The 25,462-nt window shown below is 69.4% G+C and carries 25 protein-coding genes and 1 other RNA gene; 6 read left to right on the forward strand and 20 right to left on the reverse strand.

The window, feature by feature from the left end; genetic code table 11:
• Window positions 1-45: 45 nt before the first annotated feature.
• The 5 genes from ACN261_RS01065 to ACN261_RS01085 form a co-directional block, all read right to left on the reverse strand.
• On the reverse strand, window positions 46-441 hold the full coding sequence (locus tag ACN261_RS01065; protein WP_104113758.1) for a transcriptional regulator: 396 nt from the start codon (window positions 439-441) through the stop codon (window positions 46-48).
• Between the two features lie 983 nt (window positions 442-1,424).
• Complete coding sequence (locus ACN261_RS01070) at window positions 1,425-2,201, reverse strand: glycosyltransferase family 2 protein (RefSeq protein ID WP_425847893.1); 777 nt, start codon at window positions 2,199-2,201, stop codon at window positions 1,425-1,427.
• Entirely contained in the window at window positions 2,189-3,010 is an 822-nt protein-coding gene (locus ACN261_RS01075) for a GntR family transcriptional regulator (RefSeq protein WP_281895306.1), read from the reverse strand. Before ACN261_RS01075 ends, ACN261_RS01070 begins: the two co-directional genes overlap by 13 nt.
• 149 nt (window positions 3,011-3,159) lie before the next feature.
• Window positions 3,160-3,357: a precorrin-4 C11-methyltransferase gene (locus ACN261_RS01080; protein ID WP_231932552.1), complete on the reverse strand. Its 198-nt coding sequence runs from the start codon at window positions 3,355-3,357 to the stop codon at window positions 3,160-3,162.
• A gap of 139 nt (window positions 3,358-3,496) precedes the next feature.
• Window positions 3,497-3,829, reverse strand: coding sequence for a hypothetical protein (locus tag ACN261_RS01085; protein ID WP_425847896.1), 333 nt, complete (start codon window positions 3,827-3,829; stop codon window positions 3,497-3,499).
• Window positions 3,830-3,910: 81 nt separating this feature from the next.
• Between ACN261_RS01085 and ACN261_RS01090 the strand changes: the two genes are divergently transcribed.
• Entirely contained in the window at window positions 3,911-4,045 is a 135-nt protein-coding gene (locus tag ACN261_RS01090) for a hypothetical protein (RefSeq protein WP_425847898.1), read from the forward strand.
• Window positions 4,046-4,383: 338 nt separating this feature from the next.
• Window positions 4,384-4,842: a GntR family transcriptional regulator gene (locus ACN261_RS01095; RefSeq protein ID WP_425847900.1), complete on the forward strand. Its 459-nt coding sequence runs from the start codon at window positions 4,384-4,386 to the stop codon at window positions 4,840-4,842.
• A 68-nt stretch (window positions 4,843-4,910) separates the two neighbouring features.
• Here ACN261_RS01095 and ACN261_RS01100 read toward each other — a convergent pair whose 3' ends face one another.
• The 3 genes from ACN261_RS01100 to ACN261_RS01110 all read right to left on the reverse strand — a co-directional run bounded on the left by ACN261_RS01100 (window position 4,911) and on the right by ACN261_RS01110 (window position 9,995).
• On the reverse strand, window positions 4,911-7,985 hold the full coding sequence (locus tag ACN261_RS01100) for an N-6 DNA methylase (RefSeq protein ID WP_425847901.1): 3,075 nt from the start codon (window positions 7,983-7,985) through the stop codon (window positions 4,911-4,913).
• Between the two features lie 716 nt (window positions 7,986-8,701).
• Window positions 8,702-9,120: RNase P RNA component class A (gene rnpB, locus ACN261_RS01105), an RNA gene on the reverse strand.
• A gap of 53 nt (window positions 9,121-9,173) precedes the next feature.
• Entirely contained in the window at window positions 9,174-9,995 is an 822-nt protein-coding gene (locus ACN261_RS01110) for a hypothetical protein (RefSeq protein WP_425847904.1), read from the reverse strand.
• Between the two features lie 196 nt (window positions 9,996-10,191).
• On the opposite strand from ACN261_RS01110, the gene ACN261_RS01115 reads away from it, so the two are divergent.
• A complete protein-coding gene (locus ACN261_RS01115) occupies window positions 10,192-10,953 on the forward strand; it encodes a sulfite exporter TauE/SafE family protein (RefSeq protein WP_421483575.1) in 762 nt (253 codons plus the stop codon).
• Between the two features lie 16 nt (window positions 10,954-10,969).
• Here ACN261_RS01115 and ACN261_RS01120 read toward each other — a convergent pair whose 3' ends face one another.
• The gene (locus ACN261_RS01120) at window positions 10,970-12,193 is read right to left on the reverse strand and encodes an MFS transporter (RefSeq protein WP_421483576.1); all 1,224 of its coding nucleotides are present in this window, start codon (window positions 12,191-12,193) and stop codon (window positions 10,970-10,972) included.
• A 69-nt stretch (window positions 12,194-12,262) separates the two neighbouring features.
• Here ACN261_RS01120 and ACN261_RS01125 point away from each other — a divergent pair, with 69 nt between their 5' ends.
• Window positions 12,263-12,742, forward strand: a complete 480-nt coding sequence (locus ACN261_RS01125; protein ID WP_425847907.1) for a MarR family winged helix-turn-helix transcriptional regulator — start codon at window positions 12,263-12,265, stop codon at window positions 12,740-12,742.
• A gap of 287 nt (window positions 12,743-13,029) precedes the next feature.
• Here the strand turns inward: ACN261_RS01125 and mctP are convergent, their stop codons facing one another.
• From mctP to ACN261_RS01160, 7 genes are all read right to left on the reverse strand, one after another.
• Window positions 13,030-14,685, reverse strand: coding sequence for a monocarboxylate uptake permease MctP (gene mctP, locus ACN261_RS01130; RefSeq protein ID WP_425847909.1), 1,656 nt, complete (start codon window positions 14,683-14,685; stop codon window positions 13,030-13,032).
• A gap of 178 nt (window positions 14,686-14,863) precedes the next feature.
• On the reverse strand, window positions 14,864-15,106 hold the full coding sequence (locus tag ACN261_RS01135; protein WP_421483579.1) for a DUF3311 domain-containing protein: 243 nt from the start codon (window positions 15,104-15,106) through the stop codon (window positions 14,864-14,866).
• 199 nt (window positions 15,107-15,305) lie between these two features.
• Window positions 15,306-16,517: a bifunctional RNase H/acid phosphatase gene (locus ACN261_RS01140; RefSeq protein WP_421483580.1), complete on the reverse strand. Its 1,212-nt coding sequence runs from the start codon at window positions 16,515-16,517 to the stop codon at window positions 15,306-15,308.
• 4 nt (window positions 16,518-16,521) lie between these two features.
• Window positions 16,522-17,259 carry a zinc ribbon domain-containing protein gene (locus ACN261_RS01145; RefSeq protein WP_363651418.1) on the reverse strand — a complete coding sequence of 246 codons (738 nt, stop codon included), beginning with the start codon at window positions 17,257-17,259 and terminating at the stop codon, window positions 16,522-16,524.
• Complete coding sequence (locus ACN261_RS01150) at window positions 17,256-18,122, reverse strand: Nif3-like dinuclear metal center hexameric protein (RefSeq protein ID WP_425847914.1); 867 nt, start codon at window positions 18,120-18,122, stop codon at window positions 17,256-17,258. The genes ACN261_RS01145 and ACN261_RS01150 overlap by 4 nt, the downstream gene beginning before the upstream one ends.
• Window positions 18,123-18,176: 54 nt before the next feature.
• Window positions 18,177-18,758: a flavoprotein gene (locus ACN261_RS01155; protein ID WP_425847917.1), complete on the reverse strand. Its 582-nt coding sequence runs from the start codon at window positions 18,756-18,758 to the stop codon at window positions 18,177-18,179.
• Between the two features lie 16 nt (window positions 18,759-18,774).
• Window positions 18,775-20,001 carry a helix-turn-helix domain-containing protein gene (locus tag ACN261_RS01160; protein WP_421483583.1) on the reverse strand — a complete coding sequence of 409 codons (1,227 nt, stop codon included), beginning with the start codon at window positions 19,999-20,001 and terminating at the stop codon, window positions 18,775-18,777.
• Window positions 20,002-20,251: 250 nt separating this feature from the next.
• On the opposite strand from ACN261_RS01160, the gene ACN261_RS01165 reads away from it, so the two are divergent.
• Window positions 20,252-20,923 (forward strand): bifunctional DNA primase/polymerase, encoded by a 672-nt coding sequence (locus ACN261_RS01165; RefSeq protein ID WP_421483584.1) that lies wholly within the window; start codon window positions 20,252-20,254, stop codon window positions 20,921-20,923.
• 144 nt (window positions 20,924-21,067) lie between these two features.
• A complete protein-coding gene (locus ACN261_RS01170; protein WP_421483585.1) occupies window positions 21,068-21,223 on the forward strand; it encodes a hypothetical protein in 156 nt (51 codons plus the stop codon).
• Between the two features lie 41 nt (window positions 21,224-21,264).
• Here ACN261_RS01170 and ACN261_RS01175 read toward each other — a convergent pair whose 3' ends face one another.
• Genes ACN261_RS01175 through ACN261_RS01190 form a run of 4 tightly spaced genes read right to left on the reverse strand, consistent with a single transcriptional unit; the run spans window position 21,265 to window position 25,449 of the window.
• Window positions 21,265-21,987 carry an FAD:protein FMN transferase gene (locus ACN261_RS01175; protein ID WP_421486888.1) on the reverse strand — a complete coding sequence of 241 codons (723 nt, stop codon included), beginning with the start codon at window positions 21,985-21,987 and terminating at the stop codon, window positions 21,265-21,267.
• Window positions 21,988-22,035: 48 nt separating this feature from the next.
• Complete coding sequence (locus ACN261_RS01180; protein WP_421483586.1) at window positions 22,036-22,626, reverse strand: FMN-binding protein; 591 nt, start codon at window positions 22,624-22,626, stop codon at window positions 22,036-22,038.
• Window positions 22,627-22,639: 13 nt separating this feature from the next.
• Window positions 22,640-24,061, reverse strand: a complete 1,422-nt coding sequence (locus tag ACN261_RS01185; protein ID WP_425847921.1) for a ferredoxin reductase family protein — start codon at window positions 24,059-24,061, stop codon at window positions 22,640-22,642.
• A complete protein-coding gene (locus ACN261_RS01190; RefSeq protein ID WP_425847923.1) occupies window positions 24,058-25,449 on the reverse strand; it encodes a DUF1501 domain-containing protein in 1,392 nt (463 codons plus the stop codon). The genes ACN261_RS01185 and ACN261_RS01190 overlap by 4 nt, the downstream gene beginning before the upstream one ends.
• Between the last annotated feature and the right edge of the window lie 13 nt (window positions 25,450-25,462).

Consider the following 25,462-nt stretch of genomic DNA (forward strand, 5'->3'; position numbering starts at 1 on the left):
TGCCGTCCGCCAAGACCAGACAGCCCCGCCCCCAACCTTCAGCGGCTACGCCGCCGCCTTCTTCGCCACACCCGCCGGGGCACGCATCCCGGTCGCCCGCAGCGAGTACGCCATCCGGTTGTTGTTGGTCACGTACGGCGTGACCGTCATGCCCTCGAACTCCACCGCCTCGAACGGCGCACCCGTCGGCGGCACCGGCTGGTAGTCGGCGGAGATCTTGACCGTCGTCTCCCGGGACCGCTTGCCAAGCTCCGGGTCAAGGTCCATCACCCGCACCTGCCACACCCGCTGACCGGTCAGCTTGTCCTTCGCCGGGCTACGCCGCCCGGTCTTCTCGTCGTAGTCCTCGACCTCACCCAGCGACTCAGGGACCAGGGCGCACCCCGCCGGGAAGACGTCCTCACAACGCACGGCGAACCTCGTACCGCCACGCAGAGCCATCGCTCAACCTCCATGTTGTTGGCATGTCTGCCAAGTGGAGACTCCAAGGTAGAGCCCACTTGGCAGACAAGTCAACAAGTAAACCGTGAAAGTCGGCGAGGCTCTAGACGGCCTGGCTCTGCTGATGAGCAGGACTAGCCTGACCGAGCTTGATGGAGGTGACCTTGACTGACCTCTGTCTACTGTTGCCCCTCAGGCCGCCCGCGCCTCGACTGCCTGCCACCCGGCTGGGCGAGTCACACATGACGGCGAGCTACACACCTACACCTCATACGTGAGCGATTAATAACTGCCATAACGGCGCGTATGGCAGTCCATCCACTATGGCGGTGTGTAACTTGGAGCAAGAGCCGAAGGTAAGGTTAGGAACGTTAGGTGCGCTCAACGTTTAGCGAGCAGCCATCGCCAAGCCCTGCAAGGCATCAACCGGACTGCCGTCCGAACTCGGTCGGCATGGAGGAAGCCCCCGCCCGCCCGTGGTCGCGAGAGGCGAGGGCTACCCCGCTGGGTGAGCCCGTCTTATTAGGCGGGCTCATCTTGCTTAAGGACTGCACCTAGCCCGACCGCGAGCGGCACCAGCAGCCTGAAGAGGAGAGCCATGAGCTCTAGTAGGCTGCCAAGACACACCCTGTCGGACTTCCGGTGCCTGCCAACACTGCGACAACCGCAGACCTGGCAATCCCTCTTTGGCATTCCACCGACCTTTCTTTCTCCGGGGGACGACTTTCGCCTCCTGAGGGGCGTGAAGACGACTTCCGCCCAGGGTCGGTCGATGAAATGCCAGGATGATCGTACCGAGGAGTTGGCGATGGCCCGCAAGACGCGCGGACGACGAGAAGGATTGTGGCTGCGACGGACTACGCCGCGAGAGGCAAGGACGGGTGTTAGGCGAATTCAATTCGCATTGAAAGCGTGAATCGCCGAGACATCTATGCGACGGAGTTGGAGGAGGCTGATGCCCAGGGACGCCCGGGGCACGAGGGCTATGCCTCAGCTTCGCCGTCGAAGCCGTTGGGGATCATCGAGGTCAGGGCGTTGGCTCTGGCCTCGATGATCTTCATGCGGGCTTGGTACTCGGCGGGTTCGCGGTGTGCGGCTTGGCTGGTGACCTGGCCGGGCCACTTGCGGTACAGCAGGCCGTATTCGCGGGTGAAGTAGCCCGCGCTGACGGCGTTCGCGGCCAGGAGCAGGCCGGTGTCTTCGGAGGCGGGTAGGGCCATCCAGCCGCCGAGAGCGAAGACGAGATCCCGGCGTAGGCACAGTGTGGCCGGGTGGACGGATGCCCGATAGTCGTTGGCCTGCCAGAACGCCAGGACCGCGCCCCGTTCGATGACCCCGCCGGCCGGGTCTTTGTCCCATCCGGCGGTCGATCCGTCGGGAAGCAGGTCGAGTACCCGCGAGGTGGTCCACCCGATCTGCGGGTGCGCGTCGAACGCGGCGATGTCCCGAGCAAGCGCGCCGGGGGTCAACTGGTCGTCAGCGTCAAGAACCTTGATGAGGTCACCGTCAACACGGGACAACGCAAGGGTCCGGGCAACACCAGGCCCACCGGGACGCCCGGTGCCGAGGCTGATCCGGGGGTCGTCGGGCAGGACGTCGGCCAAGGCTCCGGTCTGTCCGTCTTCCTGGACGAGCCATTGCCAGTCCCACCCCGGCGGCATCTCCTGTTTGGCCAGCGATGCGTACGCGCCAGCCAGGTACTCGATGCTGGGCGCGTGGACCGGGGTGATGACCGAGACGAGCTGCGTCAAGTTTTCCACCGCTGGAGTTTGTGGGAGTAGACAAGCTCGGTCCGGTCCCCCGGCATCACCACGTCAGCCACCTCGACCACCCGGCCGGTGGTGTCGACGGAGGTCTTGCGCACGGTGAGCACGGAGACGCCCGGGTCGATGTCCAACAGTTCGGCCTCATCCGGCGACGGTGGCCGGGCGCGGATCTCGTCGTCGATGCGGTCCAGCTCGATGCCGAGGGTGTAGAGCTGGTGTTGTGTGCCGCCGGGCCAGGGTTCCTTGCTGGCGTCGAGCAGGTCCGGGTTCGCGGCGACCAGGTCGTAGGGCAGGTAGGAGTACGACACGGTCAGCGGCGCGTTCTCGTGCCGCGACGACGTCCAGTAGACCCGACGCAGCAGCGGCGCACCCGGCTCGACCTGCAAGGCCGCCGCCATCTCCTCATCGGCGTCCACGCGGGTGTACTCAGCGTGGAACTTGAGGTCATCGACGGTCAGGCCGGTGTCGTGCTCGGTCGCGCCGGTCTTCAACCGTTCGTCCTCGTCGAGCAGGACCCGGTCCTTCTCCCACTGGTACCGCTCGGTGTTGCGTCGGCGTACCCGCTGGCGGGGTGCCCGCACGTAGGTGCCGCGCCCCTGCTCCGCGCGGACCAGGCCCCATTCGCGGAGCTGCCGGATGGCGTTGCGGACGCTCGTGCGGGACAGCCCGGACGACTCGGCCAGCTCGGTTTCGCTGGGCATCAGCGTGCCGGGGGCAAGCTCCCCGCTCATGATCTTCGCCCGCAACTCTTCGGCGAGTTGCAGGTAGCGAGGGCGCCAGTCCCGGCCATGCACACCGGTCACCGTACCCCCTAGACGTTCCAACGTCTGCCAGGTGGTCCCCCCAGCCGGCCGCTCCGGCACCGCCGGCACCACCACCGCCCCTGCTCGCGGGGGCTGCCCACGACGCCCACCAGGACCACGCGCCCCAGCGCCCCGCCGGCTGTTGGCGTTCACCGTGTCTCTCCCGTCCGCCCGTGTCGCCCGGCCTGTGCCTGCATGGCGTGTCGGGCGTGGGTCAGTTCCTCGATGAGCCGGTCGACGTGGGTGAGCGTCAGGAGCACGGTTTGCGTGGTGCCGTAGTGGGTCGCGTCGAGCTTGATCGCCGGGTCGCGGCGGGTGAACCGGTCGATGAGTAGTTGCAGACTCACCCACCCGGTCCCCTCCCGCCCGATCGTGGCCAGGTACCCCCGGTGCATCGGATCGTTCGGCCCACAACCCCGACACCACGGCGGACACACCACCGGCCGAGGCGACGCCGGCAGCCGCCGGTTCATCATCGGAAAGCCGTCACTCATCGCCGGCCCCCTGCCCGCCGGTCTGCGCCAGCAACCCGCGCAACTGCTCCACCAGTTCGGCCGCTTCCGGCAGCGACAACTCCGCCCAGGCGTTCCCCGCCCGACACGACGCGTGCACGCACACCAGCGGAGCACCGGGAGTCTCGGCGCTGATGAGGTACGTGACGACGAGGCCACTCGCCCGTTTTTCACCGACCCGGAGCATGTGGCCGCGATGACGACGGGCCATGTGCGCCATGACCGGCGGCACCAAATAGCCGCACCGCTCCGGCGTGCACCAGTCCGGGTGACTCGTGACCGGGGCCGGCTTGCTCGGGCGGGTCATCGTGTCCACCGCCCGCCGTGGCCCCGGTGCGCCTGAGCCACCGTCATCAACGGCGCATACCGCAGCACGGGCAGTTCCCGCGTGACGTCGACCGACCACCAGGGCGCAGGGCCGGACGATCCGCCGGACGACGCCGACGGCGTGTCGCTGCTGGTGGTCGGGATCGGTGTACGTCGGCGGGGCCACCAGGACGACAACCAACCGCGTCGACGATGAGAGCCGGACATCGCACCTCCACAGGTAGACGAGGAACCGGCGGCCGACCACGAGCTTGGATGTGGCCGACCGCCGGCCCGGATGAAGGCACGGCGCACCGTCCGACGCCGGACGGGTCGGGTATTGCCGAGCCAACTTGTCTACGCGGCTACCGCAACCGGTCCCACAGGACGCCGCGCATAGGTGCGGCCAGGGCCGACACCGCGACCACCCCTGACACGAGCCGTCACCCCGGCCGCACACCAGGAAACGTATCTACAAGTGGACGAGTTGTCTAGACGTCGAAACACGTCGCTTGCTTGGCACTTGGCACAACAAGTGCCAGGTACGGTGAACAGGTGCCCACCCCGCACTACGGACAACCCCGCTACCGCACCATCGCCGACGAGCTGCGAAAACGCATCAAGACCGAAGCCATTCGGCCTGGAACTCTCTTACCGCCTGAAGCGACTCTGACCGCAGAGTTCCAGGCGAGTCGCGGCACAATCCGCCAGGCAATCGGTGTCCTACGAGAAGAAGGACTAGTCGCCACCGAGCACGGCAGGGGGAGCTTTGCCGTTCGCCGCACCAACCCCGTCTCCAATAGCCACCACGCTACACAGCAGAAGATTCCAGCCGACGCACGCCTAGCAGGATTGCTAAATGTAGATATTGGAACCATCCTGGTTGAACACGAGAGCGTTACGCTAGCGAACGACAGAGTAGATTCCGTTGTCAGAGTTTATCGGCCTGCTTCACCAGCCGCGATCAAACCCGCCAGCAATGCATCCACAAGCGATAATTCGAACCCTCCATGACCCAAATAAATGCAATAGTTCCGCCAAAAGCAGCCCGCATCACCTGAAGCACAGATCGTCTCGAACGACTATTCTCCATCGTTCTCCATCGCGGGAATTACTCGCGCTACCACGTCATCGATGCGTTGCGCTAGATTGGAGCGTGTAAGTTCTTGCCGCAAGATGCGTCTCGCGCGCTTAAAGTCTGCAACCTGGCTAAGATCAACCTCGGCGGCGAAGGTTTCGGCCTCGTGGGAAAGACTAACCAACTCTTGATGGTTCCCATCCTCAGCATCATATACGGGAATTGGAACAGCAAAAACGTTTTTGTCGATGTCTCGTCCGCCAAAGAGGCCGAGGGCCTGCAAGGGTCGAACACGCTCTAGAACGGTAGATGAATTCAGAATAGCCACTAGGAAACAGGCTTCCTCAATCCCACTGACGGCCGCCCAGTACAGCTTATGGTCAATGATCGACTGTGATTCATCCAAACGAGCAGCAGCAATAGTGTTCCCTGCTTTGCTGTAAACCACTCGGTGGCTTCCCGTGGGCACCTGAGCAGCGATCTGGCCATGAAAGTTGATCCGCTGAAGCAGGCTAGAGTCATCGCTTTCAACCTTGTGCGCTCGCCAAGTTTCTTCCGCCTCACTCCACCATGACTCCAGGCCTGGGTAATCCTCAATCATTCGAGCATCCATGACACCTTTTGCATCAAGTGGAAGCACCGCACGCAGCGGTTCAAGCATTCGAAAGGGAACCAAGGTTTCGCCAAGATGGACCGACCTAACGAAAGCGCGTTCCACCGTATGTTGAAGGGTTCGCACGTCCTTCCAGGGCGCTTTCTCGAAGGGGGTTCTACGTGAACGGACGGCTATACGGCCCGCTCCGAAACCAATCGGACTAGAGCTCGCCTCTTCGACGAATAGCAACGCCCGCGGTGCGAGGACTGCCCCTTGACGGAAACGACGTTTATAGGGAGAGGCGGGCGGAAGGCCGTCGTCCCCAAGCACCGAAAGGACGATAGGTACAGTAGTGAAACCCTCTTTTGCCACTTCCCAGGTCATATTCGGGTTACGGCTACGAGACGACCACGCCAAAACTTTAGCTGGCATTCGACGAGGCGTGTTCGGGCGAGACTGACCACGGATAACGCACGACACCATTGGAAATCCTGTCGGGGCTCTTGTCAGATCCCATGGTTCCGCGAATTGAACCGCTACGTCACCGCCCCACCTGCCAGACCGGAATCCATCATGAGGCCTTCTTGTAAGCGTGCCGTGTGGCATCACGAAAGCGAACTGACCGCCCGGCCTCAAATAGAGCTCGACAGCTCTTACTACAAAAAGGGTAGATAAATCGCGGCCGGATCCGCCAAGCCTTCCCGTCAGCAGCCCTCGCTCTCGCGATAGATCCTTGTACCTCTCCTGCATGCCTGCCGTCATCTTCGAATAACGGAGCCATGGCGGGTTACCAACAAGCACGTCAACTTGCTGATCGAACTCGGACAACCAAAGTGGTCGAATCAGATTTCGCGCATAGTATCCCCAGATATGGTTCCTGCCGAGCGCATGCAAGCGACGCATAGTATCAAAAGTAGTGGAAAGAACTGGGGCGTCATCTGGATGCACTCCGAATTGACGCAATACGGGCGCAATGAGATCAGCGTTTTTCCTAGTCGAAGGCGAAAGCACTTTTTCGGCCATCGAATTGACGAGTCTATCGAAATTCCCGGCGTCGCGAAGAACCCTTCTAGGAAACACAAGATCGTCACCGAATAGCAACCCACCACCGCCCTCAACCAACTCGTCACCAGTGGTGGATATTCTCACTTGGTCGATTCCGCCCAAGAGATCCTGCCGCTGCTCCCACTGTACCGAATCACCAAGATAGACTGGAATTGAAAGCGCTTTGCGATCCGGATCGGAGAGTCGCGCCCTCCCGATCGCAAGCAAGTAAGTAACCCGAGCCAAGGTAACCGCTACGGGATGAATATCGATACCGAACACCTTACGTGCAACGCCATCGACGGCTGCGGCGTGGGAGATTCCAGCAGAGTCACAAGCCGCTAGGTAGCGCCTAACGGAGTGAAATAGGAACGTACCCGACCCGCAGGCCGGATCCAAGACTCTTTGATTAAGTGGATCGGTCACAGCAGACGCGATCACCCTGTCAGCAAGCCAATCAGGCGTATAGTACTCGCCGAGACTAGCTCGATCCTCTTGAGGAATAACTTCTTCGTATAGGACCTTAAGAACATCATGTTCAACATGACCCCAGTCGAACCGCGCGATTCGATCAGCCAACTGCCGCACAAATTCTGGACCACCGTCGACATGTAAAACCCAGTCAAAGAAATCCGCCTCGACCGCACCGTGAATCTGTGCCCCTGAAAATACAACACCCTGCGCGAGGCCAGAAGGCGTCAAGTCACCGGCAGCCGAGATATCAAAGCCGACTACAGCGTGCGCGATAATTTCAGCAGTAAGCACGAGAAGTGTATGGTCAACAAACAGATTTTGATCATCGGTGAAGGCTTTGCCGAATGCCGTGCGAAGCAGTTTAGACCAAAGTTGGCGTTTAAGATCGACCTCCGGAATTAACCTTGCCCGCTCGTAGAGAGCCGCTAATGAAGCGTGCTCCAAGAGGTGAGCCGGAGAAGAAGCACCCAGGCGAAGCCTAATAGCCTCCGGGGTGGGCTTCACTGCCACATGAGTGGCTAGAATTTGTTCGAGCCACACCAGAAGTCGCTCAGCATCGACACTCGCATTATTCACTGACAAGGATGCGATATGCGTCAGGCCTGACGGCATGAGGTGATACAGATACCAGTCTGTACCGTCTGTTAAAACTCCGACGTATCGCATTCCTAGACGGCGACTTTGAGCGGCAACGTAACCAGCTAACTGCCGCTCAGCATCAAGCCGAACATTCACATTTCGCAAGTCTCGCTTTACCTCGATAACACAATGCCCAATCTCAACATCGAGCCGTCGGCGTGTTCCATCTCCGGTCGAGACTTCCAGCCGAGCAACCTGAGTTGGATCTAGCTTCAAGTTTCCCGAAGTCAGTACGAGATAAATATCCGCCTGTAAGTCCGCCTCGGTCCGAGTAGTGTCCCGTCCAGCCAGCCTCGCAACGGCTTCGAGAACCACACCTGATGGCACCGGCTTCCTCCTGCTGAGAAGTTCCCGGCAGCCTACGCCCTACGAGGAACCTCCGGGTATCGCGGCCCAGTGCCACGCCGAGTAGCAACTTGTATCGCCTCCGCTCAACCAGAGTCCTCCGTGCTCGGTCATCGGCGACGCGGACGGTTCCTGTGGTCTGGTCTGTGGTCTGGTGCCATTGCCGATTTGTTCTGTTCTGGATTCAAGGCACCGCGCTCCGCGCGGTGCGGGGCGGCAAGCCCGGCCGGCGGCAAGCCGCCCCGGACGCCTACGGCACCGGGGCGGTAAGCCGCCGACGGCCGCCGGGACACCGCCCCCCACCAACCAGAGGCACCAGGGCCAGCGAGGCCGTGACGGAAGCCGGCGGGTCGGCCTGGTCGTGTGGTCGGGGCTTCCGGCTGCCGCACCAGTCCAACCCCGGGACTGGCTTGCCACCGGGTATCCGGGTCACGCCAGCAACTCGACCGCCAGGACGTACCCGGCCGCATCCCGCACGCCGTCCGCCGTCGACGAGGACCAGGCCGCCACCGAGCCCCGGCAGGCCACCGCAGGCGGCTCCAACTGACCCGGGAGTCAAGGAATCCTGGGCCGTCTCTGGGCCGTCTGGGCCGTCACCGGGCCGTCAAACGCCACCTAACGATGACCAAGAACGACCATCGACGCCCGAACATAGAACCAGCTCAGAGCCTTGATCACGGCTCTGAGCTGGTGGGCGACGGACGAGTCGACCTGTACGCCGGATTCTGTGCGCGGCGCGTACCCCTCGCGGGGCCCGCACCGGCGGCGGCCATCCATCTCGGCCTGCCGTCGCCGACAGGCTCCTGCGGCCTACCCGCAGACATCGGGCGGGCAGCCCTCAAGCGTCTGCGCCGGGTCGTCAGCTTGCGGTGACGGCCCTTGCTTGGCCTTGCTCCGGGTGGGGTTTACCGAGCCACCCCGGTCACCCGGGGTGCTGGTGGGCTCTTACCCCACCGTTTCACCCTTACCGTCCCCGAGTGGGGTCGGCGGTCTGTTTTCTGTGGCACTGTCCCGCGGGTCGCCCCGGGTTGCCGTTAGCAACCACCCTGCCCTGTGGAGTCCGGACGTTCCTCGGCGGCGGGCCGCAGCCCGCCGACGCGACCGCCCGGTCGACTCGTCCGTCGCGCTCCCATCCTAACGAGGTGCCGGCGGGACGCGTCGTAGCGGTGGCTACCGGTCGATCTCGGCTGGGGCGGGCAGCTCGGCTGCGGCGGGGGTACCGATGCACTTCTCGATGTCGGTGGCGGACCCCCAGAGACTTTCAAAGTAGAAGCGGAAACAGCGGTTCACCACGTCCCGGCTGCGGATACTGAAGGCGACGTGCCGGTGGGAGTCGGTGGAGTACGTGATGATGACCAGATCGTCGTCGTAGATGCCGATGCTGAACGCCTCCGCCGCGTGCCGGGACTCGGTCAGCAGTTTGACCCCGTACCGGTGGCCCTTGGCTTTGGCCGCCCGCACGGCCGCGAGTTCGGTGGCCAGGAATTCGGCCATGGCCTCCTCGTCGCTGTGCAGGATGACCCGGCGGAAGCGGTGGTGCGGCGAGCTGAGCGCCCACTCCCGGCATGCCTGGATGTGGCGGGCCGCCGCGCCCACCGGGTTCGGCCCGTGGCTGCGCAGGTAGCTGACGCAGACCCGCTCGCGGGCGTTCTGCACGGCCTGCCGGGTGGCCTCGTAGACCTGGTCGTCCTCGTACACCTGCACGTCGACGGCGCGACCGGCCTGCTCGGCGAGCAGGGCCAAACCGGACACGTTCAGCTCGATCGAGGCCAGCGACTGGCGGTGGCGGTCCAGCACCGCCGTCTGCGCCACCACGAAGACGAGGATGAAGAAGAGCGTGGTGGCCAGGAACGGCACCTGGTACTTCTGCAGGGCGCCGAGTTCGCGCCAGAGGAACATACCCAGGACGTAGAGGCACAGGCCCGCGATGAGGATGTAGAGCATGGCGTTCTTGACGACGGCGCCGGCCAACGCGATGAATCTCCCGAGCAAGGTTCCCTCCGCAGCTGCTGTCCGGCCGGCGCGACCGCCCCGGGGGGCATCGACATTAGGCTCTGCCGACTGCCGGCACCACGAACTGCCTGATCCTTGACAGATGACCGCACGGGCCTGCGTCGGATCCCACGGGACGGTGGGCGGCGGTCCGCCTGCTCCCGCCGTACGGCCGTGGTACTAGCCTCTGGGCACCATGGGGCTCTCGGACGTTTTTCTGCTGGTCATCGCCGGTCTCGCCGCGGGCACGGTGAACGCGGCGGCCGGCGGTGGTTCGCTGATCACCTTCCCGGCGATGATCGCGGTGGGCATCCCGCCCGTGGCGGCGAACGTCAGCAACTCGGTGTCGGTCTTCCCCGGCTACGCGGCGAGTGTGGCGGGCAGCCGGATGGATCTGCCGCCCCGCCGGACGCTGTGGCCGTTGCTGCCGACGGCGGTGCTCGGCACGGGGGTCGGCTGCCTGCTCCTGCTGGCCACCCCGGCGCGGGCGTTCGACCTGGTGGTGCCGTTCCTGGTGCTCGGGGCGACGGCGGTCCTGGCCTTCCAGGGGCCGCTGCGTCGGCTGGTCGGGCATCCGGCCGAGTTGGGCCCGCGCCGCCGCACCCTCACGGTGCAGGCGATGGTCGCGGTCGGCACGGTGTACGGCGGCTACTTCGGCGCGGCGCTCGGGGTGATGCTGGTGGCCGGCCTGGCCCTGGTGCTCGATGCGACGCTGGCCCGGGTGTCGGCGGTGAAGAACCTGCTGTCGGCCGTGGTGGGGTTGACCACGCTCGTGGTGTTCGCCCTGTTCGGGCCGGTCAACTGGGCTGCGGTCGCGGTGGTCGCGCCGGCCACGATGCTCGGCGGGTACGTGGGGGCGCGGGTGACCCGCCGCCTGCCACCGGTGGTGCTCCGGACGCTGATCGTCTGCTTCGGCACGGCGATCGGCCTCTACCTGCTCTGGCGGGCGTTGGGCTGAGCGGCCCCGGGGCCGCTCAGTACGCCTCCCCGACGGGTTCGTGCTCGGCCTGCCGGGCGGCCCGGTTCCAGCGGGACCAGAGCAGCCGTTCCCCGTAGCCGGCGGCCATCAGGTGCGCGCAGGCCAGGTAGACCAGCAGGCCGGCGGCGAGCACTCCGGCGCCGACCCAGAACGGCAGCGCCAGCCCGTGTTCGGCGAGCTTGCCGGCGAGGATCGGGGCGGGTGCGGCGGCACCCCAGCGGACCAGGTTGAACGCGCCGGTGGCGACCCGCCGGTCGGCGGAGCCGAGGCCGAGGGCCAGGTCGGTGAGGTTGGCGTTGGCCATTCCCATGCACAGGCCGGCGACGACGAGCACCACCAGCGACTCGACGGTGCCGGCCGAGGTGGCGAAGAGGACCATGCAGGCCAGCAGGCCGACCAGCGCCACCCCGACGGTCTGTACCGCGCCGATCCGGTGGGCGAGCCGGTGGCCGATGAGCAGGATGCCGGCGGCCAGGCCGAGCCCCCAGCCGGTGAAGGCGAGGCCGAGGGGGATGACGTCGAGGCCGAGGAAGAGCGGCGTGTAGCCGAGCACCACGAAGAAGACGAAGTTGTAGGCGGCGGTGACCACGCAGAGGGTGATGAACGCCGGCCGGCGGTAGGTGGCGAAGATCTGCCCCAGCCGTACGGGCGGCTGCCGGTGGGTCGGCTCACGGAGCTTGCGGGCGGCCACCAGCAGGGCGAACACCATGAACACGCCACAGACGAAGAACGGCAGTCGCCAGCTGACCTCGCCGAGCAGGCCACCGATCAGCGGTCCGACGGCGAAGCCGAGGCCGAGCGCGGTCTCGAAGAGGCCGACCACCCATTCCCGGTCGTTGGCGAGGTTGACCAGGACCACCATGGCGGTGGCGAAGAACATCGCGTTGCCCAGCCCCCACACGCCGCGCAGCACCGACAGTTGCACGATGTCGTCGCTGAACGAGGCGGCGATGGCGGCCAGCCCGACCACCGAGACGCCGGTGACGAGCACCGGTTTGAAGCCGAAGCGTCCGCTGGCCAGGGTCGCCGGGATCATCCCGACGGCCATCACCGCGATGTACGCGGTGAACAGCAGTTCGACCTGCCAGGCGGTGACGCCGATCGCGGTGCCGATGGCGGGCAGGATGGGGTCCACCACGGCGATGCCGGCGATGGCGAGGAAGGCCACCAGCGTGGTGGCGTAGATGGCACTGCGGTGGGGCTCGGTTCGCCGGTCCACTCCGCCTCCTGTCGGGCCGAAGCCGCATATAGCTGTATCGTACATGTAATTCTGTTGTATCATACAGCTATGAGCGACTACCAGGCGCAGCGAGCGGAGTCGGACGAGGCCACCCTCGGCCGGATCGAGACCGAGGTCGCCCTGTTGATGCGACTGGGCGAGGCCACCCGGCGGGCCACCGGCAGCGCCGAGCACCGGGTCCTCGACCGGGCGGCGTACGTGATCCTGCGGCACCTCGACGCCACCGGCCCGCAGAACGTCTCGGCGCTGGCCGCCCGGCTCAACCTCGACGGCTCCACGGTCACCCGGCAGGTCTCGGCGCTGCAACGCGACGGCCTGATCGCCCGCGCCCCCGACCCGGCGGACGGGCGGGGAACGGTGATCTCCCCCACCCCCGCCGGCCTGCACCGGATGGCCGCCGTCCAGGCCGCCCGGACCCGACTCTACGGCGACATCCTGGCCGACTGGTCCCCCACCGACCGGGACACCCTGGCCACCCTGCTGGGCCGGCTCAACCAGGCACTCGACTCCCGCACCCGCCGCCGCTGACCCCGCCCCCTCCCCGCCCCGCCCCGGTGATCAAGAGGTTTGCGTCACCTGCACCCGCGATGGGTGACGCGAACCTCTTGATCACCACTCCCGCCGACTCCCACCGGCCGGCGGGTGGCCTGACGGCCGGGTCGGTCGCGTGATCAAGAGGTTCGCGTCAGTTTTCGGCGGGATGTTGACGCAAAGCTCTTGATCACCGGGGTCGGACGGGGGCGGGGCGGACGGGGGCGGGGCGGGAGTAACGGAATGGGCGAGGGGCAGGGAGGCGGCGGGAGGGGACGGCGGGGTCAGGCGACCGGTTCGCGGGCCGAGTCGGCGTCGCGGTCGGGGCCGGGGGTGACGCGGGGGTCGCCCTCGTCGGCGAAGTAGTCGTCGGGGTTGGTGCCGTCCACGCCCTCGGCCACCTTCGCCGCCCGCAGCACCAGCGTGACCAGCGCCGCCACCACCAGGTTCACCAGCACGGCGACGATGCCAACATAGATCGTCTTCTTGGTGTCGAACCCGAAGTCGGACAGCGGGAACGCCGACCCGCCGAAGTGCGCGCGCTTCGACGCCGGGTTGGGGATCTGGTACAGCATCCACATGCCCAGCCCCATGCCGGCCGCCCAGCCGGCGATCAGCGCGCCCCGGTGGAACCAGCGGGTGTAGAGGCCCAGCGCCACCGCCGGCAGCGTCTGCAGGATGATCACGCCGCCGATGAGCTGGAGGTCGATGGAGAACTGCGGGTCGAGGAAGACGATGCAGGCCACCGCGCCGACCTTGACCACCAGCGAGGTGATCTTCGAGACGTTCGCCTCCTGCGCCGGGCTGGCGTCCCGCTTCAGGTACTCCTTGTAGATGTTGCGGGTGAACAGGTTCGCCGCCGCGATCGACATGATCGCCGCCGGCACCAGCGCGCCGATGCCGATCGCCGCGTACGCCACTCCGGCGAACCAGTCCGGGAACTGCTGGTCGAACAGCACCGGCACCACCGTGTTGCTGTCGACGGTGCCCTCCTTCGCCCCGGGCAGCGGCTTCACCCCGGCCGCGATGGCCATGAAGCCGAGCAGCGCGATCAGGCCGAGCAGCAGGCTGTACGCCGGCAGCGCCGACATGTTCCGCTTGATCACGTCCCGGTTCCGGCTGGCCAGCACGCCGGTGATGCTGTGCGGGTAGAGGAACAGCGCCAGCGCCGAACCGAACGCCAGGGTGACGTACTGGAGCTGGTTGTTGGCGTTGAGCAGGATGCCGTCGTTCGGGTTCGGCGAGGCGGCGAACTTCGCGTCCGCCGCGTCGAAGATCGAACCCCAACCCCCCAGCTTGTACGGCAGGTAGATCACCGCCACCAGGATCACGATGTAGATCAGGCTGTCCTTGACGAACGCGATCAGCGCCGGGGCGCGCAACCCGGACTGGTAGGTATAGGCGGCCAGGATCGCGAAGGCGATGATGATCGGCAGGTGCCGCGCCAGCGCGCTGTCCCCGGTGACCCCCATCGTCTTGAGCACCGCCTCGATGCCCACCAGCTGCAACGCGATGTACGGCATGGTCGCCACGATGCCGGTGATCGCGATCAGCAGGGCCAGCACCGGCGAGTCGAACCGGCGGCGGACGAAGTCGGCCGGGGTGACGAACCCGTGCCGGTGCGACACCGACCAGAGCCGGCAGAGCACCAGGAACACCAGCGGATAGATGACGATCGTGTACGGCACGGCGAAGAAGCCGGCCGCGCCCGCCCCGAACATCAGCGCCGGCACCGCCACGAACGTGTACGCCGTGTAGAGGTCACCGCCGACCAGGAACCAGGTGATCCAGCCGCCGAAGCTGCGCCCGCCCAGCCCCCACTCGTCGAGGTGCGCCATGTCCTTCGGCGCCCGCCACCGGGCCGCCACGAAACCCATCGCACTGACCAGCAGAAAGAGCGCCGAGAATACGATGATCTCGGTCAGATGATCACGCCACATCAGCAGACCACCTCCGTTCGCGACTGCGGGGCTCGCAAACCCGGCTCACTCCTCGCGCTCACCGCAGCTCCCTCCGTTCGCGACTGCGGGGCTCGCAAACCCGGCTCACTCCTCGCGCTCACCGCAGCTCCCTCCGTTCGCGACTGCGGGGCTCGCAAACCCGGCTCACTCCTCGCGCTCACCGGGCCCCCCGCTTCTTGGTCATCTGGTAGACCAGCGTGGTGGTGGCCACCCCGAGCAGGATCCAGACCAGTTGCAGCCAGTAGAAGCGCGGGAAGCCGAAGATCCGGGGCGAGTCCGCGTTGAACAGCGCCGGGATCAGCGGCACCACGATCGGTATGAAGAGCAACCAGTTCCAGGGGCTGTGGTCCTTCGCCCTGGACGACGCCGCACGCGGCGTCTCCGGTTCGCCAGCGGTCATCTGACCCACCTCCGGTCGTCGTTCCGGCCAGTAACGGCCGGACGCTACGACCCGGTGCGGCCAAGCACGATCAATTGGCGCTTGACGATGCGCCGAACGGCGTTCCGGCTGCGCCGAACGGCACGACGAACGGCGGAACGCATCGACCGACGACGAACCGGCCCGGGAATCCCGGGCCGGTTCGGGGGACGATCCGCAATCAGCGGACCGGGAGGTGGGCGGTGTCGTTGACGGAACGGACCGCGACGCCCCCGTCGGGCCACATGTCGATCACCGAGATGCCGGCGGCGTCCAGGTAGAGCCGGTGCAGGAGGGCGTCGCCGGCCGCGAGGGCGTCGCGCAGGGCCAGCTTGATCGGCGAGACGTGCGAGACGACCACCACGGTCTCCCCCGGGTACGCCTCCCGCAGCGCCACCATCGCCCGGTCGACCCGCTGCCCGACCTCGGTGAACGACTCACCCCCCGGCGGGGCGACCCGGGTCGAGGCGAGCCAGGCGTCCAGTTCGCCGGGCCACCGGTCGCGGACCTCGGCGAAGGTGTGCCCGTCCCAGTCCCCGAAGTCGCACTCGATCCAGTCGTCCTGCGGGCGTACCGGCAGATCACCGAGCGCGGCGGCGATCGCCTCGGCGGTGGCCGTACACCGGGACAGCGGGGAGCTGAGCACGGCCGCGACGGACGGGGCCAGCGCGGCCACCCGGGTGGCGGTGGCCCGTGCCTGGGCCTGACCGGACTCGGACAGCGGCACGTCGGCGCGGCCGGCGTAGCGGTGCTGCACGGTCCACTCGGTCTCCCCGTGCCGGACCAGGATCAGCCGGGTGGCGGTGAAGCTCGGCCTCGGCTCCCAGGACGCCTTGGCGGTCGCCGGGTCGGTGCCGGTGGACCGGGTGGCGGCACGGGCGGCCACCTCGCGGGCCTGCGCCCGGCCGGGCGAGTCGGCACCGGCCACTTCCCGGGGCGGTTCACCGCCGGCCGAACCCGCCGCCGACCGGGAGGGCCTACCGGCGGCGGTGTCCATCGCGGCGTTGGCGAGGGCGTCGGCGTGCCGGTTGCGGTCCCGGGGGATCCAACTGAACCGGACCGACTCGAAGCGGTCGACCAGCGCGGCGGCCCGTGCGGCGAGCGGGCGCAGCCCCGGGTGCTTGATCTGCCACCGGCCGCACATCTGCTCGACCACCAGCTTCGAGTCCATCCGGGCGTCGACCTCGGCCGCGCCCAGCTCGGCGGCGGCCTCCAGGCCGGCGATGAGACCCCGGTACTCGGCGACGTTGTTGGTGGCCGTCCCGATCGACTCGGCCCGTTCGGCCAGCACCTCGCCGGTGGCCGGGTCCCGGACCACGGCACCGTAACCGGCCGGGCCGGGGTTGCCCCGGGACCCGCCGTCGGCCTCGATGACGACCGCGCGCACCGCCACCGGGCTACAGACCCGACTCGTTGGTACGCACCATGATCCGGCGGCAGTCCTCGCAGCGGACCACCTCGTCCGGGTCCGAGCGGCGGATCCGGGCCAGGTCGGCGCCGGACAGTTCCAACCGGCAGCCGCCGCAGCGGCCCGCGGTGAGCAGCGCCGCACCGAGGCCGGTGTCCTCGCGGATCTTGTCGTAGAGGGTGACCAGGTCGGCGGGGAGGTCGGCGGCGAGCGGCTTGCGCGCGCCCTGCTTGAACTCCTCTTCCTTGGCGATCGCGGCCAGGTTCTCGTCACGGCGCTGCTCGACGGCGGCCCGCCGGTCCCGGGCCTCGGCGATGCGGGCCTCGATCCCGTCGAGGGTCGCCTGCGCCGTCTCCCGCTGCTCCATCAGCTCCAGCTCGGCGTCCTCCAGGTCACCCTGGCGGCGGTTGAGCGAGACCAGTTCGTGCTGGAGCGCCTCCAGTTCCCGGGCCGGCCCGCTGCCGCTGGCCAACCGGGCCTCGTCCTTGCTCTTGCGGGCCCGTACCTGGTCGATGTCCTTCTCCAGCCGGGCGATGTCCCGGTCCAGGTCGTCCACGGCGACCTGGGCGCGGACCCGCTCGTCCTCCAGGGCGGACAGCTCCCGGGCCAGGCCCTCCAGCTCGGCCCGCTCGGGCAGCGACCGGCGGCGGTGGGCGAGCTGGGCGAGGGTGGTGTCGATCGCCTGGAGGTCGAGCAGGCGGCGCTGGACCTGGGGTTCAGCCTTCACGGTCGGGGCTCCTTGTCGTCCGTCGTGGGTGCGGCGGCGTGCACGGTCCACGGGTCGGTGTCCAGGTCGGACACCACGGTCTCGACGCCGAAGCCGGCCCGCAGGTGGGCGGCCACGTCGTCCAGCCAGGGTCGTTCGGTCGCCCAGTGTGCGGCGTCCAGCAGGGCGGGCCCGCCGGCGGCGAGGTGCTCACCGGCGGGATGGTGCCGCAGGTCGGAGGTGAGGAACGCGTCCGCACCGGCGGCGGTCGCCGCGGCCAGGAAGCCGTCGCCGGAGCCGCCGCTGACCGCGAGGGTACGCACGATACGCGCGGGGTCGCCCCCGGCGCGAACCCCCCAGACGGTGGCGGGCAGGACGGCGGAGGCACGCTCGGTCAACGCGGCGAGCGTCAGCGGGGCGGGCAGCTCACCGACCCGGCCGATGCCCCGGCCACCGCCGGCCGACGCCGAGCCCGGCGCGGAGGGTTGCAGCGGGCGCAGGCCGGTCAACCCGAACCGGGCGGCCAACGCGTCGGAGACGCCCGGCGCGGCGACGTCGGCGTTGGTGTGCGCCACGTACAGGGCCACCCCGGCGCGGATCAGGTCGTGCACGATCCGACCCTTCCAGGTGGTCGGGGCGACCGAGGAGACGCCGCGCAGCAGCAGCGGGTGGTGCGCGACGATCAGGTCGGCACCGGCGGCGAGCGCCTCGGCGACCGTCTCGGGGACGACGTCCACCGTGCCGTAGACGCGGCGGACCGGGTCGGTGGGCTCGCCGAGCACCAGACCGACCCGGTCCCACTCCTCGGCCCAGGCGGGCGGGTAACGCCGATCCAGCTCGGCAACCACATCGGCGACGGACGGCGGGGACGCGGTTGTGCTCACGGCCGGTCAGCTTACCGGCGCACGGTGGCGGTCACGCCCACGCCCGTCGACGGGTCAGGCGGCCGAGGTGGCCCGGGAGCGGCCGGGCAGGGCCGCCACCGCCGCCTCCCAGGGGAAGGCGTGCAGGTGCCGTTCCCCCGTACCGGGTGGGTGCAGCGGATAGACGTCGTCGCCGAAGAGCACCGTGGCACCCCACTCGCCCAGCCGTCGCAGGCCGGTCTGGAAGGCCGGGTGCGCGGCCATCGCCACGTTGGTGAACGGCACCACCACCACCGGCACGCCCCGGCCCTGCCCCTCGACGAGCAGGCCCAGCGCCAGCGTGTCGGTGATCCCGGCCGCCCACTTGTTGACCGTGTTGACGGTGGCCGGGCAGACCAGCATCGCGTCGGCCGGGGGCAGCAGGTCCGGGTCGCCGGGGTTCTTGTAGTGGGTACGCACCGGATGCCCGCTCTGCCGGGCCAACGCGGCCCGGTCGACGAACTTCGCCCCGTCGGGCGTGGTGACGACGCAGACCTCCCAGCCGTCGTCCTGGGCCAGGCCGACGAGTCGATCGAGGTGACGGGCCAGCGGCGAGCCGCAGGCGATGACGTAGAGCACTCCGCGGTGCTCACTGCTCTGGTGGGGGCTGCCGCTCATCCGGCCGCCGCCGTGTTCATACTCCGACTCCCATCTGCTCAGCCAACTCCGCAATCGGCGCGGGCAACGCACCCCGTGTGCGACGCAGCACGTCGGTCATCACTTCGTGGGCGATGGGTCGGCAGCGGATCTCGGACGGGGCGAGCCGGTCGCCGCGCAGCAGCATCTCCCCCGCCATCGCGACGTCACCGAGCTGGGAGTAGCCCCGGGCCAGGTCGAGCAGGTGGTGGGCCCGCCGCTCGGGCAGCAGCCCGTTGAAGCTCGGCTCGGGGATGCGCTGGTGGATCTCCACCGCCCGCCCGCCGTCGCCCAACTCCACGGCGGCGGCGGCCCGGTGCAGTTCCAGGTTGGTCGGGCCGAACGAGGTCCAGTAGTGGTTCTGGTCGCTGCCGAGCATCAGCGCCGCCTCGCTCGCCCCGTACAGCAGATCCTCGACGGCGTCGGAGTCGCCGAACCGGGCGGCGGCCATCGCCCCCTGCAACAGCAGCATGCCGTAGACGGAGAGCCGGTCCGGGGTGCTGTCGTTCAGGCCGCCGGGGGCGAGCTGGTTGGCGATGCTGAGGTTCAGCTCCAGGGCGGGTCGGGCCCGGCCCATCGCCACCAGGGCGTTGCAGACCCGGGCCGTGGCGACACCGGCCAGCAGCTGGTCGTCGGCCCGTTGGGCGACCGCCATCGACCGGTCGGCGGCCAGCCAGGCCAGCTCGCACTCGCCCAGCTTGCGCAGCACCGAGGAGGCGATCTGGTAGACCTGCCCGAGCAGGTGGGCGGCCTCCCGCCCCGACTCGCCGCCGTAGCCGGCGTCGGCGGCCTGGGCGTCGCGCAGCAGTTTCGGCAGCGCCCGGGTGAGCATCGCGTAGCGGCCGTACTGGTAGGTGAGCCAGGCGTGGGTGACGGCCTTGCGCAGGTCGGCCAGGGGCGGTGGGTACGACACCCCGTCGAAGTACGCGGTCATCGAGGAGTACTGCTCCAGGGCGGCCCGGATCTCCTGCACCTCGAACTGGTCGATGCAGCTCAACGCGTCGGTACGCCGTTCCGGGTCCTTGCCGAGCAGCAGTTGCACGTCGATCCGCAGGATCACGGCGATCTCGTACAGCACGGAGAACTTGTCCAGCCGGCGGACCCCGCGTTCGACCTTGTCGACCCAACTCTTGGACTTGCCGAGTCGGTCGGCGAAGACCTGCTGGGACATCTTGCGTCGCCCGCGCCAGTAGGCCACCCGTCGCCCGATCGGAAGCTCGTCCATCGTCTCCTGTTCCTCCCCCTGCCGGGCCGTCCGGCCGGGCTCCGGCCGACCACACCGGGCGCCTTCGATCCGTCCGCCCAGGTTGTCGCTGGTCGCACAGCGTGTACGTCACACGTACAGCCAGTTCTCATAGCTTCGTGCAAGTTGCACGAGTCGTTCGTCAGGTGTCAACGAGCCCGGATCACGACAGTGACGGCGCTCGACGTGAGGGGTGGCGGTGACCGGTCGAGGCCAGAGGAGAGCACGGGACATGTGGGGGAACGTCGGGCCACGGGTCGCCCAGCTGGCCCCGATCGAACGGGTCCGGCTGCGCCGGATCGCCGTGCGGTACGCGGTGCACGGCTGGGAGGTGACCCCCGGCGCCTGCCTGGCACGCAGCCGGTTCGTGTGCGGCCGGGCCGGTTGTCCCACCGTCGGCTGCCATCCCGCGCTGGAGAACTGGGAGCGGGGGGCGAGCACCGACCCGGCCCGGGTGGCCACCTGGTGGCGCAGCCGCCCGCACGGGGTGCTGCTGCCCACCGGCCGCGCCTTCGACGTGCTGGAGGTGTCGGCGCACCTGGGCCGGCGACTGCTCGACGCCGTCCCCGGGCACCCCGCCGGTCCGGGCGTCCGGGGGCCGGTGGTGGTGACCCCGACCGGACGGTGGATGTTCCTGGTCCGCCCCGGCGACCCGCTGCGCCCCGAGCTGGAACACTGCTTCCACGTCGTCCGGCACGGTACCGGCTCGTGGATTCCGGCACCCCCCACCCGGCTGCCCGAGGGCGCGGTGCGCTGGGCGGTCGCCCCGGAGCAGGCCCGCTGGCGGCTGCCCGACTCGTACCTGCTGCAGAACACCCTGATCGAGACGTTGCGGGCCGACGGGGTGACGTTGACCCCGGAGCTGCTGCCCGGCCAGCTCCCGCTGCCCCGACGCGGCCACTGACCGGCCGGGCACCGACCGGCCGGGCACCGACCGGCCGGCAGCGGCGGGACGGGGCCGGGTCGGGTTCCCGCCAGCGTCCCCGCCGCCGCCGGACTCGTTGCACACCACGACGGCGCGCACGCGCCACCGGAGCGGGGGTACGACATGGCCAGCGACGAGATGCGGCACACCGGCGGCACCGAACCGCCGTACCGGCGACGGCCCCGCCGCTGGTCGGACACCCGGCCGGCCGGCTCCCGACCCGGTCGCCCCCGGCCGACCGGCTCCCGACCGGCCGGCACCCACCGCACGGCCCGGTGAACTCCCCCACCGGCAGGTGACCCCGCCACCACGTGGACGCCTCAGTCGGCCAGCGGCAGGGCGGTGGAACGCAGCAGCCGACCGTCGTCGGTGACCACCGCGTGCAGGTGGCCGGGGAGCCGGTCGAGCCAGCCGACGCCGGCCACGCCCATCGCCACCGCCGCCGTGGCGTACGCGTCGGCGACACCCAGGTCCGGGCCGACCACGGTGACCGAGCGCAACCCCCGGGCCGGTACGCCCCGGCGCGGGTCGAGCACGTGGTGCCCCCGTTCGTAGACGCCGGAGGTGGCGACGGCCAGGTCGGTGCCGGTGAGCACCAGGCAGGTGGCGTCCGCGTCCCACGGGTGCCGGACGCCGATCCGCCACGGCCGCCCCGACGACGAGTGCCCGCGTACCCGGACGTCGCCGCCGGCGTTGAGGCAGTGGTCGACCGCCCCGGCCGCCACCAGCCGGTCCGAGGCGACCTGGGCGGCCCAGCCCTTCACGTAGCCGGAGGGGTCCAGCCGGCCGGTGGCGTACGCGTCGAAGAAGCCGTCGGTGTCGCCCCACAGGTCGGCGCAGCGGGCCAGCACGGCGCGCAGGTCCGCCGACGCCCCGGCCGGCGGCAGTTCCCCCCGGTCGAGGCGGCGCACCTCGCTGTCCTCGCGGTAGGTGGTGAACCGGGCGTCGACCTCGCGCAGCCAGCGGAACGTGTCGTCGGCGAGCGTACGCAGGACGGCGGCGGGCAGGTCAGTGGCGAGGTCCAGGCTGATCGCCGTACCCATGACCTGCTCGACCCGGCGCAGGCCGGGCCGGGTCGACGCCGCGCCCACCTAGCGGGCCTGGTCGAGGGCGGCCTGCAACGACCGCCGGTAGCCGTCGCTGGTGGCGGTCGCCTGGGAGACCGTGTCCAGGTTCGCGCCCTGCTGGCGCACCACGTCGCCGGTGGTGCCGCTGTAGGCGGCGTCGACCCGGTCGCTGCGCAGGTCGGACTGGCCGCCCTGGGGCAGTTCCAGGGCCACCGCGTCGACGATCCGCGTGCCGGCGACGGTGATCCGCACCTGCACGTTGCCGAACTCGGTGGAGACCACCGGGCCGGTGACCGTGCGGGTGGTGGACTTCGGCGCGGTGGTCCGGCCGGCGGCCGGGGTGCGGCGGGTGCCGGTGTCCCCGTCGGGGGTGGTCCGCCGTGCGGCCGGGGTGCGGCCGGCGGTCGGGTCGGGCCGGCCGGTCGGTCGGGGCGTCGCGGCGGTCCGCTGCGGCGTCGCGCGGGGGGTGGCGGGTTCGGTACGGTCCGGCGTGCCGACCGGTACGCCAGGTGGCAGGTCCACGGCGACCTGGCGGTCCTGCGGTGCGCCCTTGAGCACCACCAGGGCGGTGGTGCCGGCGGCCAGCCCGGTGATCGCGAGCAACGCGCGACGCATGTCAGGTGCCCTCCTACAGCTCGAACGGGGCGAGGTGGATCTGCCGGCGGGGCACGCCGGCCTGCCGGAGCACCCGCACCGAGGAGTCGACCAGCCCCTGCGGACCGCACAGGTAGACGTCGCGGCGGGTCAGGTCGGGCACCAGCCGGCGCAACCCGTCGGGGCTCATCACCTGGCGGGGGCCAGCGTCGTCGCGGGAGCCGATGACGTACCAGACGGAGGTCTGCCGGGCCTGGGCCAGCCAGTCCAGCTCGTGCTGCAACAGCACGTCGGCCGGGGTGCGGGCCCGGTAGATCAGGGCCGCTCCGGCGGGCAGTTCCTCAAGCATCGCCCGCAGTGGGCCGATGCCGCTGCCACCGGCGATCAGCAGGGCCCGCTCCCGGGTGCGGTGCGCGGCGGTGAACGTGCCGGACGGCCCCTCCACCCAGACCCGGGTGCCCGGGTCGAGGTCACGCAGGTCCCGGGTGTGCCCGCCGACCACCTTCACGGTCAGCCGCAGCCAGCGGCCGTTCGCGGCGGCGGACAGCGAGAACGGGTGCGACTGCCACCAGCAGCCCCGGGCCAGGAACCGCCAGCGCAGGTACTGCCCGCCGAGCGGGTCGAGCTGGTGCAGCCGGCGGCCGGTGAGGTAGATCGAGACGGTGTCCGGGCTCTCGGCCACCACGTCGGCCACCCGCAGCCGGTGCCGCAGGTTGAGCAGCAGCGGCGCGACCAGCCGACCCCATACCAGGGCGGCGGCGACCAGCAGATACGCGGCGGTCCAGCCGGTGCGCACCGGGCCGGGCGGGAAGAGCTGCGCGCCGTTGCTGAACTGGTGGCCGAAGCCGAGCAGCAGCGCCAGGTAGCTGGTCAGGTGCAGGTGGTACCAGAGTTCGTAGGGCATCGCCCGGCGGACCGCCCGGATGCCGGTGCCGCCGACGAGCACCAGGATGCCGGCCGCGGCGAAGGCGGACACCATGTCGTCGAAGTCGCGCAGCAGCACCCCCACCTGGGCGGTGACCGGGTTGCCCCGGGTGCGCGCGTAGCCGACCACCAGCAGCGACAGGTGCGCCAGCACCGCCACCAGCAGGGTCGCGCCGAGGTCCCGGTGCACCCGGGACAGCCGCTCGCCGCCGGCCCCGCGTTCCAGCACGCCGAGGCGGCTCATCATCAGCACCTGCACCAGCAGCAGGTAGCCGGCGACCAGCCCGGTGACCCGGCCGGCGGCGGTGAGCACGTCGGCGGTGCCGGTCAGCGAACCGGCCGGGGTGTCGAGCCACCACGGCAGCACCGCGGCCACCAGGCCGGCCCAGAACAGCGCGGACAGCACCCGCCGGCCGGCGGACCCGCGCCGGGGCCGGGCCGGCGGCGGGGGTACGGACGCAGCCGGCCGGCCGGCGTACCCCGACGGACCTCGGGTACGACGACCGGCGGCGGGCAGGTCCTGAAAGGTCACGCGTAGAGCTTCATCGGGGTGTACTTCCGACGCGGGAAGATCTTGTCGACCTGGGCGGTGGTCAGCCCGAACCGGCCCTGCGCCACCGCGCCGTAGACGTCGAACATGTTGTTGTACTCGGGGACGTCCCCCGAGTCCAGGTCGCTCAGCCCGTCCCAGCGGCCCAGCAGCGAACCGGCGAGCTTACGGCCGGACAGGATGGTGACCACCCCGCCGTGGCCGTGGTCGGTGCCGCCGCCGTTGGAGGCGACCCGACGGCCGAACTCGCTGGACACCATGACGGTGACGTCGGCGGCCCGGTCGCCCAGGTCGGTGAAGAAGGCCGCCATCGCCTTCGCCAGCTCGCCGAGCCGGCGGTGGAGCTGGCCGCCGGGGCGGGTGCCCTGGTTCTCGTGGGTGTCGTAGCCGCCCATCCCGACCGTGGCGACCCGGACGTTCGCCCCGCCCTTGATGAGCTGGGCGAGCTGCCCGAAGGCGTACCCGACGCCCTCGTACGTGACGCCCTGCGCCGGCTGGTACGGCTTCGCGGCGAGCTGCTGGGCGGTGGACAGCGCGCCCATCCCCTCGATCACCGCCTCCTCGACGGGGTGGTTGATGCCGGTGAACAGACCCCGGATCGCCTTCTCGGTGGCCGCCCGGTAGCGGTCGTCGCCGTTGAGCCGCAGCGAGCCGACGCTGTTGAGCGACAACGCGCCGTTGGTGCCGACCAGCGAGCGGGGCAGGGTGCTGCCGATACCGACGCTGCGGAACGCGGTGCCCTTGCCGAGGGAGTCGACGAGGCTGTCCAGCCAGCCCCGGCCGCCGGTCTCGCTGGGCAGACCGCCGAGGTTGCAGGCGTCGGCGGCCTGGAAGTGGCTGCGGGACAGCCGCTCGTCGGAGACCGCCGGGACGAACCCGAGCTGACCCGCCTTGAGCCACTTCTCCAGCGGGGCGAACGCGCTGGTCAGCGCGAAGCCCCGGCCCAGGGCCAGCGAGTCGCCGCCGAGCAGCAGGTCGGGGCGGGCCTTGGCGAGCACCGGGTCGTCGGCGGGGGCGACCAGGCTCAGCCCGTCCAGTCCGCCGTAGAGGAAGACGTGGATCAGGGTGCCGGTCCTCGTCGCCGCGAACGACGCGGAGGTGGTGACGAACTGGGCGGTGGCCAGCGCGGTGGCGGTGGCGGCGGCACCGGCGACGAACGTCCGCCGGGTCACCCCGCGCCCGTCCTGCTGCGCCTCCTCCAGGTCCTCCAGCCGGCGGTACCGGTCGGCCTCGGCGGCGTTCTCGGCGGCCACGACGTCGGCCTCGGCGCGCAGCAGCGCCTGCGCCGGGTCGTCGGCGAGCCGGCGCAGGTCGGGGCACTCGGGGTGCAGGGGGAACGCGGGCACGGTCTTCTCCATCGGGTGCGTCACCGGCTTCTCCATC

Source organism: Micromonospora sp. WMMD723, assembly GCF_049863385.1.
GTDB lineage: Bacteria > Actinomycetota > Actinomycetes > Mycobacteriales > Micromonosporaceae > Micromonospora > Micromonospora wenchangensis.